General features: G+C 50.8%; 7 protein-coding genes and 1 tRNA gene. 6 read left to right on the forward strand and 2 right to left on the reverse strand.

Features of this window, described 5'->3' with window-relative positions; genetic code table 11:
- Nucleotides 1-148: 148 nt before the first annotated feature.
- The gene (locus HB364_RS22100) at nt 149-10,519 is read right to left on the reverse strand and encodes a LamG-like jellyroll fold domain-containing protein (protein WP_167290514.1); all 10,371 of its coding nucleotides are present in this window, start codon (nt 10,517-10,519) and stop codon (nt 149-151) included.
- Nucleotides 10,520-10,716: 197 nt separating this feature from the next.
- Complete coding sequence (locus tag HB364_RS22105; protein ID WP_167290515.1) at nt 10,717-11,274, reverse strand: RNA polymerase sigma-70 factor; 558 nt, start codon at nt 11,272-11,274, stop codon at nt 10,717-10,719.
- Nucleotides 11,275-11,542: 268 nt separating this feature from the next.
- On the opposite strand from HB364_RS22105, the gene HB364_RS22110 reads away from it, so the two are divergent.
- From HB364_RS22110 to HB364_RS22135, 6 genes are all read left to right on the forward strand, one after another.
- Nucleotides 11,543-11,616, forward strand: a tRNA-Arg gene (locus HB364_RS22110).
- 180 nt (nt 11,617-11,796) lie between these two features.
- Nucleotides 11,797-12,333, forward strand: a complete 537-nt coding sequence (locus HB364_RS22115) for a flavodoxin domain-containing protein (RefSeq protein ID WP_167290516.1) — start codon at nt 11,797-11,799, stop codon at nt 12,331-12,333.
- Nucleotides 12,334-12,412: 79 nt separating this feature from the next.
- Nucleotides 12,413-12,883 (forward strand): pyridoxamine 5'-phosphate oxidase family protein, encoded by a 471-nt coding sequence (locus tag HB364_RS22120; RefSeq protein WP_167290517.1) that lies wholly within the window; start codon nt 12,413-12,415, stop codon nt 12,881-12,883.
- A 30-nt stretch (nt 12,884-12,913) separates the two neighbouring features.
- Nucleotides 12,914-13,954: a baeRF3 domain-containing protein gene (locus HB364_RS22125; protein ID WP_167290518.1), complete on the forward strand. Its 1,041-nt coding sequence runs from the start codon at nt 12,914-12,916 to the stop codon at nt 13,952-13,954.
- A gap of 24 nt (nt 13,955-13,978) precedes the next feature.
- Complete coding sequence (locus HB364_RS22130) at nt 13,979-14,122, forward strand: hypothetical protein (RefSeq protein WP_167290519.1); 144 nt, start codon at nt 13,979-13,981, stop codon at nt 14,120-14,122.
- A complete protein-coding gene (locus HB364_RS22135; RefSeq protein ID WP_167290520.1) occupies nt 14,103-14,459 on the forward strand; it encodes a hypothetical protein in 357 nt (118 codons plus the stop codon). Before HB364_RS22130 ends, HB364_RS22135 begins: the two co-directional genes overlap by 20 nt.
- The last annotated feature ends 64 nt before the right edge of the window (nt 14,460-14,523 follow it).

The raw sequence follows: 14,523 nt of genomic DNA on the forward strand, positions 1-14,523 counted from the left end.
AGCCGCAGCGTCCTCCGCTGGCGCGCGGGTGCCTGGCGGGGAGAGACACTGCGGGGAATAAAGACGAACCAGGGCGGGCATAAAAAAGCCGGAAGGAGAAGTCCTTCCGGCGTGCTCTGAACCAAAAACCTGTTACATAGAAAAATTCTTATAACCCTTTTTGTATGATGAATTTCTTCAGCACCACTTCCCCACCGGCCGTTAAGACCCTGATGAAGTAGTTGCCATTGCTATAGCGTGAAACATCGGTGGTGAAGAGCTTTTTGCCGGCCGGCATGGTCAGCTTTTGCTGTTCGAGCACTTTGCCCGCAGCATCGGTGATGACCAGTTGGCCCTGTTGCCGGCTGGCGGCCGTTATTTCCACCTGCAGGGTAAGCTGCACCGGGTTGGGCATCACCCTTACCTGGATACCTGCGCCCTCCAGCGTAGCTGTTACTACTTTGGAATAGCTGCCGCGGCCATCGAGGTTGACCTGGCGGATGCGGTAACTGTAGTGTACGCCCGGCGCCACGTCCTGGTCATCCACGGCATAATGGGATACTGTATTGCTGTTGACTTTGCCGGGGACTTTGGCGATGGGCCGGTAGCTGCCGCCATCATCGCTTCTTTCCACTTCAAAGAAAGCATTGTTCATTTCCATGGCCGTGCTCCATTTGATATTGATCTTTTCGTTGTTCACGGGCGTAGCCTGTACGTTGAGCCAGGTAACCGGCAGCGCCTGCTGCAGGTTGACCAGCCAGATACCGCCAAAGGTGGAGAAGCTGTTGATGCCGGTGAAGTCGATATAATCCGTACCATCTACCAGTCCGGTAGGCAATACCCCGTCTGCCCATTCCTGGCCGCCGGCAGCAATGCCTCCGGCGGTGAGTCCGCTCACCACTTCTGCAGCAGTTTTGCCGGAAGCCTTGAACCATTTGAAGAAATGCGCATCGGTGAGGCCATTGGCGGTTTTAAGTGATTCCATGCTGTTGGTCTCCACGCTTTCTGCGCCGGCCTTTTCATCGGGCGCATAGAACATGCGGACGATAAAGCCCGGTGTGGGATTGGCCACTGCATCATAGCAGTTGCTGCAATCCACCTGCAGGAGGCGGCGCATGAGGCGGGCCGCTTTGACGGCATCTCCCTTGCCCAGGTCGGCAAACGCCGCATCCACATCTACCCTTGCCGTTATGAGTGTTCTGTTGATCAAACCGGTGGGGTCATAGATCGCAGCAATGTATTTGGAAGCATCTACAGGGTCCCTGAATAAGATCCAGCCATTGACATAACATTTATCCGGCGCTGCAATAGTTTCTGCATTGTAATTGGTGAGGAGGGCCTGCGTGGTAACGCATAGATCATTGGTGGCAAAGGTGAAGTAATCGCCACTGCTGAAATCATAGGTCGTTTCCCAATTAGTGCCGTTGAGGGTCATGGGCACTTCAATAGCACCGGTGGTGAAATCGGTGGTACTGTTCACCAGCAAGTATACAATACCATCTCTTTCCAATGGTAATTTGACTGCTTCCGCGCTGCTATTGGCCGGTACCTGTATGGTCACGGTACCGATGGTACCGGTTTCCTGTACTTTCCAGGTACGGGCAATACGTTCCCGGCCGGCAGGTGCACCGGTGGCGGTGAAGGTCGCCCGTGCGGCGTTGTCATCCCCCAACAGCAAGGCCGTATTGTTTTCCATGACGTTGGTATTGCCGGCATTGGTGGTGTTGATACCCAGGCCATGGCCTACTGTTACCAACGCTTCCGTTGCATTGACGCTCTTTGATTGTTTCTGGTGCAGGCCATTACAATCATCACGGCCGATACCGGTGATATTGAAACCATAGCCTGTATTGGTAGTGGTATTCCAAACAACCGTGCCAGCCGGATCAACATAATTCTGTGCTAGTGTGATGCCATATTTAATGGCCAGGTAGCTGATTATTTTCGCACGGTTGGGAGGGGTAACGGCTCCCATATAAATGACCGCTTCCGCCATCCGTCCTTTAAAGAACTGATCGGTAGCGCCTGCATATCTTCTGGCGCCTATGTTCAGATAATCCATTGTTGGAAAAGCAGGAACGGAACCGGATGCCACATTGGTACCGTTCATTTGCAGGACGGAAGATCCTAAAGCGGCACGGGAGACAGCGGCTATTTGTGGAATGCCATTGGAAGTAGTGGGGTTCGTAATTTCCGCATACGGCGCTCCTGCTCCAAACGCCAATTTGTTGGCCACAAACCTGAACTCAGTGCTATTCGTCGATGAAGCACTGGTTCCTAACCCAACAAAATTATGATTACCGGCCACTGCATCGGGCAATACCACGGCAAACATGGCATCGCTGGAGCTTCCACTATAGCTGATGGCATTATTATTCAGTACATCATTGGTTCCATCGAAGCTCAGTGTGGGATTGAAGTTGATGAGGTTGCTGGTGGTATTGTACACAGGTTGTGCACCAGTGGTAGCCTGTGTTGCATCTTTACCGGAAGCACTTTGATCGGTCCAGGCGCTTACACCGGTTCCCAGCGTAACGCCTTTATCGCCCCTGTACCAGGTGTAGAGATTGGTGGTCACACCACCCGGGGCCTGGTTGGTGAGGTCGGTAACGAGGGTGAAGTACTGACCATTGTTGAAGTTGGTATTGTCGAATGTCACCTGCTGCGTAGCCGCATCGTAGGTAGTGGCATCGATCACGGAGGTACCACCATTGCCGAAGTCGCCATCGTCATCGATGAGCAGTTTCAGGTCGCCGGACGTAGTGCTGGAAGGTACCTGTCCTGCGAGGAATAGCTTCAGTTGCAGGTCGTTCACCGTACCCGTTTTCTGCACTTTCCATTCGCGTTGCAGGCGCGTGATCCTGCTGCATCCGCTGGGGTTTAACAAGGTAACAGGATATTCGGTGGTTTGCGTATTGCTGAGCCCGTTATCGCCCCATACCAGGAAGCTCAGGTCATCGTCTAAAGTACTTGTGTTGTCTTTATTGGTAGTCGCTATGCTGGTTAATCCCATAGCCACCATATTGCCGTTGCTGGTGGTGTTCACACTGCGGCTTTGTTTCTGGTACAAATCAGTATTATCGTCGCGACCGATACCGGCTATATTGTTCAGGTAACCGGTATTATTCGCAGCCGTCCAGTACGACGTAGTGCCATCGGTAGCGATGTAATCGCCGCTCATGGTAATACCGTATTTGAGGGCCAGGTAAGCATTTACCTGCCGCAGTTCGGCGGCGGATAATGTCCGGTTGTATACTACCACCTCATTGATGTTACCATCAAAGGCCAGGTCGGCTGATGTAGCACGATTGCCCAGGCGAAGATTATTGGTGAGGAAAGTATAGGCCTGTGCAAGTGCTCCATCCGCATTTCCATTGTTATACAGACTGAACAGGTTACCTGCTGACCGGGTGATTCCCGTCAAATAAGGGATATTGGCTGTGCTGTAAGTGCCTGTACTCTGCACGGAGCCCACGTTTGAGTTTCCTGCAACATATTTGCCGGCACCGGTAAAAGAATTATAAAAAGCATTGGTTATAGCTCCCTGCTGTGCAATGATGGCATCCTGAGTTGTTGCCGTACCTCTTACCTGTACACTTGCCAGCGTAAAAAGGCTGGTACCACTGATACCGGCGTTGGTAGCAAAGTCCATATAATCATCCGTGCCGTCGAAATCAAAGGCAGGGTTATAGTTTACTGAATTCGTAACGGCTACTGGCTGACTGGCTGCTGTAGCCTGTGTGGCGTGGTTGTCATTGCCGCTGTAGTCGTTCCAGTTATCAACTGTGGAAACACCGTCATCGGCACGCAGCCAGAGTTGCACACCCACATTTACATAACCCGGACCGTTGAGTTCCTTGGCAAAGCTGAAGTAAGCGCCATCGGGTAGGTCGGCGCTGGACAACAGCACGGTACCGGTGGCATCCAGTTGATAAGCCACATCGGCGCCATCAAACACATTGTCGGTGGCACTCACGATAAGGTACACCTTATCATTGCCACCTGTGAGTTTGAAGCTGATATCGGTATCGGCAAAGTTGGTCTTGTCCACTTTCCAGGTACGGGGCATGCGGGTAGTGAGCGATGCCAGTCCGCTGATGGCAGTGGTATACTGTGTAGCACCACCATTATCGGCAAACACCAGGTAGGAATTGTCGTTGATAATGGTATTCGCGTTGTCGAAGTTGCTGGTGGCTACAGAATCGCCCATGGCAATGGCCACGATACCGGTATCTGTACTGAGACTTTGTTTCTGGTACAGGTTGGTGCAATCATCGCGGCCGATACCGGTGATGCGGATATTGTAACCGGTATTATCGGCAGCCGTCCACATACGGGTAGTGCCATCACTGGCGATATAATCAGTAGCTACTGTTTGATTGAGGGTGATGCCATATTTTAAGGCGAGGTACGAGTTGACACGTTGCAGTTCAGGTGCTGTGAGCTCCCTGTTGTATACGATGATCTCGCCTAATTTGCCATTCCAGTATTGGGAGTTGGTGGTAGCGCTCAATCCTACATACGCCGGCTGCGCAGCCGTTGTATTCCACGTGGTGGTGAGGGAAGTATTCAGCGCCCCGTTCACATCGAGACGGGCAACAGTGCCTGTATAACGGCCGCCGAGGATGCGGGTATTGTTTACAGGCAGTGAATTGGCGGTGCCCGTTATATTGTAGGTGGGCGAGTTATAGCCTCCAAACCCGGCCACGCTGGTGCCGCTTGCCTGACCCAGGTACAGACCTGTACCTCCACCATTGGAGCCATAGGCGAACATCATGCCATAGGTAGAGCTCACCACGCTGGTTGCCCCTACTCCAATGACGGTGCGCGCATTGGCGCCAAAGGAATATTTGCCTGTGATGGAAGCATTGGGTATAACCAGGTTATCCGTGGTTCCATTGAACGTTAAGGATGGGTGATAGTTGAGACCAGCCGTATTGAGGTCGGGCTGATTGGCGGTGGTGGCCTGTGCTGCATTGGTTTGGTTGCCGCTGAAGTCGACCCAGCTATTGGGAGCGGCTGCATAGTCGGCCCTGAGCCAGGTAGCAATGCCATTGTTCACACAACCGGGACCTACTATTTTGGTACCAATGGTAAAGAAAGCGCCATCGGGCAGGTCGGCCGTATTGATGGTAACGGTGCTGGACATGGTATTGATCGCATATTCTACCGTACCGGCGCCAAAAGCAGGATCGGTGGCATGTACCAGCAGGTAGCGTTCGCCGCCTGGTGTTAGTTTAACAGTAATGTCCTGGTCGTTCCAGTTGGTGCGGTCTACTTTCCATACACGGGCCATGCGGGAAGTGGCATTGGCCACACTGGTCACTGCTACTGAGAAGGTGGCAGCACCGCCATTATCGGCCCAGGTGAAGAAGGACAGGTCATTGATATCTGTTGTATTGGAGGCATTGTCGGCTGCTACTGTGCTTCCGGCCGCTATCGTAACCAATGTATCGCTGGCTGAGCGGGATTGCTTCTGGAATAAGGCAGTTTTGTCATCGCGACCGATACCCGCAATGTTATTGGTATATCCTGTATTCTTGCTCACTGTCCACATCTTGGTAATACCATCAGTAGCGACATAATCGGTGGCGCCATTGTTGAGCGTAATGCCGTATTTAAAGCCCAGGTAAGAATGGACCCGTTGTAATTCAGCAGCCGTCAACGCGCGGTTGTACACAACGACCTCCGGTATTTTACCGGCAAAGGCTACATCGGCCGAAGCAAGGCGGTTACCCAACCTTACATTAGCCACATTATAGCTGTGGGTGGAGGTAATAGTGCCGTCTGCCCCGCCATTGTTGTATAAAGCAAAGTTGTTGCCACTGCGGGTACCTGTTACCAGGTAAGGGAAGTTCGGTAGGTTATTGGTGGCCGTACCTGTTAAGGTGGTACCTGTTCCCGTACGGTGGATCTGGTTTTTGTTGACAGCATCTATGCCAAACAGGAAGCCGCCCGTAGTGGAACCTTGTTGCGATAAGAAACCGTCCCAGGTAGCAATGGTTTCGCGCAAACCTAACCCCACCACCGTAAACGGATTGGTGCCGGTAAGCGTGAGGTTGCTGGCGAAGTCCATATAATCATCTGTGCCATCGAACCGGAAGGCGGGGTTGAAGTTGGCCGCATTGCCGGTAAGGGCCGGTTGATTGGCCGCTGTAGCCTGCTGTGCATCGATGTCATTGCCGCTGTAATCGAACCAGGTGTTATTCACCGACGTACCATCATCTGCGCGCAACCATAGCTGTATGCCTGCATTTACAAAACCGGGGCCTTTCAATTCTTTGGCAAAGGTGAAGTAAGCGCCATCGGGCAGCAGGTCGCTGCCAATGGTAATGGTACTATCGGCATTGATGGGCAGTTCCTGATCAAAAGTAGCGAAGGTGGCATCGCTGTTACTGATCAACAGGTAGCCATTGGATATGCTGCCATGCAACTTAATGGTGATGTCCCTGTCGGCCCAATTGGTCTTGTCCACTTTCCATACCCTTGCCATCCGGAAGGTTACTTTCTCTCCTGTTACCGGCGTAGCATAGGTAACTGCGCCATTGTTATCGGCCCAGGTGAAGAATGATCTATCGTTGGTGATGGTATCTGTATTCTCCGCATTGCTGGCTGCCAGTTCACTGCCCACGGCAACAGTAACCAGGTTGCCGCTGGCAGCGGTATTGATGCTGCGGCTTTGTTTCTGCAGCAGGGTTCCGTTCTCATCACGGCCAATGCCGGCAATGTTATTCTTATAAGTGCCATTATCCGAAGCATCCCACATGGTAGTGACGCCATCGCTGGCGAGGTAATCGGTAGCCACTGTTTGATCCAGCGTGATACCATACCTCAATGCCATGTAGCTGTTGACCTGCTGGCGCTCGGTAGCATTCAATTTACGTTTGTACAGGATCACTTCTGAAACAGGTCCGTTGAAATAAGAACCGTACCCTACCCCAAGGGCATTGGAGGGACCTGTTTGAGCAAAACTGGTGGTATAGGCAGCCGGTCCGCTGTACACTTTTCCATCCAGTGAGGCGGTCCAGGAGTTGGCGGCGGTATTCACATTGAGGATGACCGGCAATGCCATGTTTTTACCTGTGAACGCAAAGTTCCTGCGGGCATTGGTACCAAAATGCAGGTACATGTTATCATTGGTATACCGGTACCAAACTACGGTTGTACCACTGTTGCCGCCCAGTTGCCAGGGGAAGCCTTCCACGTTATTGACCGCTGAAGATTGAACAGAGAATACTTCCCCCTGTGTGTAGGTGTTGGTGAACTGCGGGAAGTTAAAATAGTTTGCGTTCGTAGGTCCAGGGAATGTAATGACCGGGTTATAATTCATGGCCGCAGGACTCCAGGGAAGTGCGTTGGTATTAATCCTGTTCCATATACGCATGGAAGATCCCTGGTCTTCCCAACTGACGGCATTGGCGCCAGACAGGGTAACCCCGTTGTCGGCCTTTGCCCATACATCCAGGCTAGTAAGTACACCACCCGGACTTTTCTGCTGACGGCCGAAGGTGAAGTAAACACCATCGGTGAGCAAGGCAGAAGAAAGGGTTACGGTACCCTCATTGTTCAGGGGCAGCTCCTGGCTTACGGTGGCAAAAGTGGGATCGGTACTGATGAGCAGGTAATTGCCCAGCTTACCATTGGTGAGCTTCACGGTAATATCCTGATCGGCCCAGTTGGTCTTTTGCACTTTCCATTTGCGCACCATGCGGGTATTGGCAAAAGTGCCGGTAAAGGTTTGCGTGAAGGCAGTGGAAGCGCTATCATTGCCCCATATCAATACAGAAAGGTCGTTGGTGATCTCCCCTTCATTGTCTTTATTGGTGGCGGCAATGGACGAACCAATGCCAATGGTTGCTACTTCATCGGTATGAAAGGCTTTGGCCTGCTTTTGTTCCAGGATGGATACATCATCTTTCACCAGCGCTGCGATCTCTTTGCTGTACGCTGCATTGGCCGTTACATCCCATACGAGGGTGCCATTGCTCAACAGGTAATTTTGTTTCATGGCTATACCATATTTGAGCGCCATGTAGGACTGCACCTTTTGCAGCTCAGCGGCTGTGAGCGTACGATTGTACGTAAATACTTCGGCAAAATCTGTTTCACCCATGTAGTACCAGGTGTTGCCGGCAGCGCCGCTGGGATTGGGCCCATAGCCACCGCCTACAAACCACTGACTGATGGCAAAATTTCCTTTATTGTAAGCGCCGCTACCTAAACTGGCGCCATTATAATAGGCTGTATGGTTAGTAGCAGAAGTGAGCGACGTGAACACACCGGGCCTGTCGAACGCTTTTACGCCGGTAGTACCCGGCGTGGGAGGATTCAATACAGTATTACCCCTGTAGGATTGAATGTTGGTACCGTTGCGCCAGAATTCTATCTGTGCCGCATTGGTATTGTAATCAACACCGGACTGCGAGTACAATACAAAGAAACGATCGTTGGAGGCGGATATTGATTGGGGGTTGAATACACCTACCGACGTGATGGCGTTGCTGGTGATCCAGGATGGTGCAGCAGAAAGTACCCCTCTGATGAGATCCCCATCCATATCGGCTACCGGATTGAAGTTGATCCCATTGAGCTTGGTAAGCGGGTTGTTCACGATCGTAACAGCCGATGGCCCACCGCCACCGCTTAATTCATCCCAGCCGGAGATCAACTGACCGCTGGCCGAGGGCACTGTGCCGCCGGAGAGTATCTCATCGCCGCGCAGCCAAAGCTTGATGCCGGAGTTTACGCCGGCAGGGCCTACGACCTTCACGCGGATCTTGTTGCTGAATTCGGAAGTACCGCAGTTGTTATTCAACTTCAATGTAGCCGACCAGGTACCATACGGTGCAGCATTGATTTCGGGGAAGCTGCCGCTAACGCCGGTGAGCGTTTGGGTGCCGGAAGCCAGTCCGGTACGGGTAGTGACATAATGTTGCCCTCCTACCCCGGTTACTTTGGCGGCATTGGAAAATAGTTCCAATGAGCAGTTGCCCGATCCGCAAATGGCGGGCATTTTTACCGAGATGGTGTATACGCCAGGTGTTGTTTCGGTAGAAGAAAGTAGCTGGGGTGTATTGGCGCCTTCATAACTACAGTTGCCCCCGGACACCAGTTGGATGCCGAGGCCTACGTTGTTGTAAATGCTGTTTTGAGAGATCACTACTTTACTGACCTGCTGCACGTAGATGGCACCCAACGAAGATTGTGTACTATAAATGGTGTTTTTGCTGATGAGGAATTTTGCTACCGTAGAGGCTACATTGCTGGCGGCAAAAACGCCGATGGCCTCGCCGTTATTGGTATTGAACGTATTTTCTGTGATGCGGACTGAGTCGACATCAGATGTGGCATTCCGTACATAGATGCGCATACCACCTGTAGCAGTAGTTCCCTGGCCATTCCTGGTAAAGGTGTTGCCTTTGATGGTGAGGTTATCGGTATTGGCGGCATGGTTGGCGGCCACATGCAGGCCGGAACCATCGTGCTCTAAAAAGGTATTGTTGGTAATGTTGATATTCTGGTTGCTCACACTGCCCAGCACTATGCCATAATCGCCATCATTAGTGGTGTTGCGGAAGTCGGCATTGAATACGTTCTTGTCAATGGTAAGGGTATTGACATTGGTGGTGGTTTCAAACCGCAGCATCTGGGTGGTTTGTCCGCCATCGAGGTTATCGAAGGTGGAGTTCTTTACCGTGATATTGGTGAAGGTGGCGTTACCTTTAAAGTAAAGCGGGTAGATCTCCGCATCCCGGAAAGTGGAGCTGTCAATGGTGATGTTGCTCGCATTGCTATTGAAGATGACGGAATAGTCGCCATCATCGGTGGTAGCGGGGTCGTCCATATCCAGCAAACAATTCTTGATGGTGGCTCCATTCACCACCCCGAGGAACTGCAGGGCGCGGCCCGATCCGCCTCCCCCACCCGAGTGTTTATAACCATCGATCATCATATTGGTGACCGTGCTATTGAAAAGGATACCATAGTAATTATCCTGGGTACCGGTGATGGTCACATTCTTTATGGTCATGTTGGTTACCGCACCATTGGCCATGATGCCGTGGTTGGCATAATGGGTGCCGGTTTGGCTCAGCGTGAGCTTTTCGAGGGTAATGCCACTCAGGGCAGCAGTGAGCAGTACCGGCTCCAGTCCGGTATTGCGTAGCACTAAGTTTTTGATGGTACTGCCGCCGGAGCCTGCGCCCAGGGTGATCAGCCCGATGTAATTATCCCCACCGGGGCCACTGATGGTAATAGTATTACCGCCATCCATGGTAACCTGCCGGGTAATGGCAGGCAGGGTGGTAGTAATGTTGATCACGCCGGAGACGGAGAAGACGATGGTGTGCGGACCGGAGGCATCCGCATTGGCATTGAGGATGGCCTGCCGCAGTGAACCGGCCCCGGTATTGAGCAGGTTGGTAACTGTGTAGGTGGTAGCCATGGACTTCGACGCCACCAGCATACCCATTAATACGATCAGGAAAGCCCTGTACCACTTACGCGTGCGCGGTAAGGTGAGTTGTAGAGGTTTACGCATAGGTTATTGATTTGTAAAGGTTGATTGTTTACAATGGGATACAGATCAGAGCTACCAATGGAACCGGTAAACAGGTGGAGCGATCAGCAGGGGTTAACACTGCCAGATCAGGTTTACTCAGGCCAGCGAAAATAGAAGGGTTTCCGTTCCTGCTGTGTAGGCGTATTTGAAAAATCGTGTAGTAGGATTACTACAAATTATAAGCTGAGCAGGCTTTGCAGGTTCTTTTTTACGTAGTTCCGGATAGATTTAAAGGCTTCTGCGAGGTGGTTGCGTACGGTATGGGGGGATATTTGCAGTTCCCGGGCGATCTGTTGTTGTTTGAGGCCTTCCTGCTTGCTGAGGAGGTAAATGGTTTTACGCTGGGGCGGTAAGCGGTGGATGGCCTGCTGGATGAGGGTATGGTATTCTTTGGTCTCCAGTTGATCGGGCATAGCCTCTCCGGCCTGCCGGATGCGCAGCCATAACTCCTGGCGTGTTTTCTCGCGGGTGGCGGCCGCGCGCAGGTAGTCGTATACTTTATTTTCGGTGAGGCGGTAGAGGAAGGCGTCCATGTTCCCGATCTCGTGCAGTTGCTCGCGGATGGTCCACAGTTTCAGGAATACGTCCTGCACGATGTCTTTGGCCTGGGCGTCGGAGCGCAGGACTTTTACCACAAATGCATAGAGCTTGTGCTCATGTTCCCGGAACAACTCGTTGAAGAGTTGCTGGAGTACATCGTCATTTTGGTCGTGGTATGGCGAAGCGGGGCTCACGGTTTGCAGCAATTAACGACCGCAATATAATTTTATTTTGGAAGAAATGGTAGTGCTAAATCGGAATAGCTTGGGTATTTGGATCAATTGGCATGGCTATAGAATGGTGGATGATGATTTATTTGCATAGTTGGTGAATAATGCTTCCGGGAGGGCTGCCAGGGAAAGATGGGAAGGTTTCAGGATCAGGGGATTATGCCTTTGCTAAGGAGTTGATTTTCTTTAAGAAAGTACAATATATTTGTCTATATTTGCGGCTCGCAAAAAAGGTCCGGTAGCTCAGTTGGATAGAGCAACTGCCTTCTAAGCAGTAGGTCATTGGTTCGAATCCAATCCGGATCACAGATTCAGCATTAAAGGCGTCATTACCTGACGCCTTTTTTTATGCAAACACCCATCCCGCCTGCGTTTCTTAAAAACTTTTGAAGCAATTTTATTATTGAGCATTATCATCCCGCCCCATAACATCAGTCATGGTATTGCTATAACCGGGACAATATTTTTGTTCCAAATGCAAGATGTATGAAAGGGATTATCATTTATAAAGGCAAATACGGGGCAACCCGTGAATATGCAGACATGCTGTCAAAAGAACTGAACCTGCCAGTGTTTACGCCTACTATAACCGGCGGACAATTGATAGATGCCGATTATGTACTCATCGGCAGCGCTGTGTACATTGGTAAACTGCAGTTACAAAGCTGGCTTATCCGCAACCAGGAATGGCTGAAATCAAAGAAACTGTTCTTTTTTATTGTATGTGGCACCCCTGCAGCCGCCAAAGAAAAAACGGCTAAGATCATTGCCGATAACATCCCACGCTCTTTAAGGAACAATCCTGTTTTCTTCCTGAAAGGCCGGATGATCATGCGTAAACTGTCGTGGACAGACCGCCTGCTGTTGAAGCTGGGCGCCCGGCTGGCCAGGGACCCACAGGAAAAGAAAGCCATGCTGCAGGACTTCGACGGTGTGGAAGCCGCGCGTATCCAACCCCTGATACAGTCCCTGCAAACATGGGAGTCTGAAAAAAGGCAGGAAACCCTGCATACGCTTTATTGAGCATAATCAGATGGCGCGCTGATAGGCATCATGGAAATTGCCTCGCTTATTCCTGTACTTAGCTTAAAAATCCACTGTTATGTTTGGTAACTTATCTCCTGCAGAAATTGAAAATGTATTGAGCCGGCAAGTGGTAGGCCGTATTGGCTGCCATGCAGAAGGTATTACTTATGTAGTGCCCATCAGCTTTGCGTATGACGGGCAGTTTGTGTATTGCTACACGCAGGAAGGCATGAAGGTGACCCTGATGCGGCAGAACCCGCAGGTATGCTTCCAGACGGATGAACTGGAAAATATGGCCAACTGGAAAAGCGTGATCGCGTGGGGCAGTTTTGAAGAATTGCCGCAAGGCAGGGAACGCAGGGAGGCGCTGGATAAATTGCGGGACAGGGTATTGCCCATGGTCAGCAGTGAACGGGTACGCCAGTCGGCCGACTGGCCCTTTACGAACAATATTACGGAACCTGTACCCGGAGTAGTCTTCCGGATCCGGCTAACGAAAAAAACGGGCCGCTTTGAAAAGTCGACCCAATCGGCCCTGCTTGCTTAAGCAATTATTATAACTACTAAATCAGCCGTTATGAACCAGGTGTTACAATATCCCGCAGAATTTTTAAAAGAAACCGGGCATGCGCCTTCGGTTTGCCTTGTTTTGCCCTTTGAGCCTCAGCTCTATGACAAGAGCACGATCACCTGCCGTTTAAAAACTATGCTGGCCAAAGCGGAAGGGCGCCTGCTGCAATTTTATTCCACCCATAAGGCCATACCCGTACTTACCAAGGTACAACAACTAATTGCCGGCATCAATTATAGTAATTACAGGAAGAGCATTGCTATCCTTGCTACTCCTTTCGCATCCAGGCTTTTTTACCTGGATTTCCCGGTTACAGAAACCATCCAGACCGGTGAATATTTGAACATCCGGGAAGTGGTGAAGGCAAAAAGCAGGGAAACTCAATACCTGGTCATGGTATTGGGCAACCATTGGGCCAGGATGTATACAGGCACCTCTACCACCCTCACCTGCATTAAGCAAAACCGGGAAGCAGGTGATCCTGCCAGCGGCTATGGCAACCATTTTTTGCATAAGATGGACCAGGGACTTGGTTTTATGCTGAGCGCCTATCAACTGCCCGTGTTTATCCTGGGGCAGGAACAGGTACTTGAGCCATTCAAACACATCACCACCCATACAGAAAATATTATTGGCTACCTGCCAGGAAGCTTCGATACATCAAATGAAACAGCTATTCTTATGACTTTACAATCCGAACTGCATCACTGGAACAAACACAAACACCGGTACTTAATACAAAAACTGTACAAAGCCCATAAAGACGGGAAGCTATCCTGTGGCATCAAGGAAGTCTGGAACACAGCTACCCACCGGAGGGGGCAATTACTGGTAGTGGAAGAAAACTTTACGAGCCCTTGTCGCATGGAACGGGAAGGAGCTTCTGCCTTTACACGTTCTGCCGATGATCCTTATAATATGAAAGACCTGGTAGATGATATTATTGAAAAGGTATTAAAGGATGGCGGAGATGTGGAGTTTGTGGACCAGGGCACATTAAGCAGCTTTCAACAGATCGCATTGATCGAGTTTCGCCAAAGCGAATAACAACAGATGAAATCAAACTGAAGTATGAAAAAGATAATGGTTGCATTCGACAGCGCACATTACTCAGCAGGGGCCATGCAGTTTATTGCAGGTATGCACAGACTTGAACCTGTATCGCTTACCGGTATTTTCCTGCCACAGATAGAATATGCAGCACTATGGCAGTGAAGCTTCCACTTACGCTATTAAACAGTTTGTCTACCTGTTCCCTGCCTTATGCGACCGCAAAACGTTGGTCATTTATGTAGATGAGGATGTGGATGTAACCATGCCGGCTGAAAAAAAGATCAAAGACCTGGTATGCCAGCATTTTGAGCAATGCGCTTACCTGACCCTGCACCTCGATGCACGGCAATACCTCAGTACCTGGATCAGTGAGCAGCATGGCGGCATCCTGGTAAGTGGAGCGTTTGGCCGGTCTTCCCTGTCGCGGTTATTCAAACGCAGCTTTATACATGATGCTATCACCGAACATCAACTGCCGGTATTTATAGCCCATCACTGATGGCCACAAGCCAAGCCTGCCTGATAAAGACAGGCAAAAAACAGGAAGGATGCCTTGTTTGCAA

The sequence above is a fragment of the Paraflavitalea devenefica genome (assembly GCF_011759375.1).
GTDB classification, from domain to species: Bacteria; Bacteroidota; Bacteroidia; order Chitinophagales; family Chitinophagaceae; genus Paraflavitalea; species Paraflavitalea devenefica.

What these genes read in the sequence shown, in the direction of transcription:
- HB364_RS22100 (WP_167290514.1), bottom strand. Translation starts at nt 10,519, where the DNA reads ATGCGTAAACCTCTACAACTCACCTTACCGCGCACGCGTAAGTGGTAC.
- HB364_RS22115 (WP_167290516.1), top strand. Translation starts at nt 11,797, where the DNA reads ATGAAAGGGATTATCATTTATAAAGGCAAATACGGGGCAACCCGTGAA.
- HB364_RS22120 (WP_167290517.1), top strand. Translation starts at nt 12,413, where the DNA reads ATGTTTGGTAACTTATCTCCTGCAGAAATTGAAAATGTATTGAGCCGG.
- HB364_RS22125 (WP_167290518.1), top strand. Translation starts at nt 12,914, where the DNA reads ATGAACCAGGTGTTACAATATCCCGCAGAATTTTTAAAAGAAACCGGG.
- HB364_RS22130 (WP_167290519.1), top strand. Translation starts at nt 13,979, where the DNA reads ATGAAAAAGATAATGGTTGCATTCGACAGCGCACATTACTCAGCAGGG.
- HB364_RS22135 (WP_167290520.1), top strand. Translation starts at nt 14,103, where the DNA reads ATGCAGCACTATGGCAGTGAAGCTTCCACTTACGCTATTAAACAGTTT.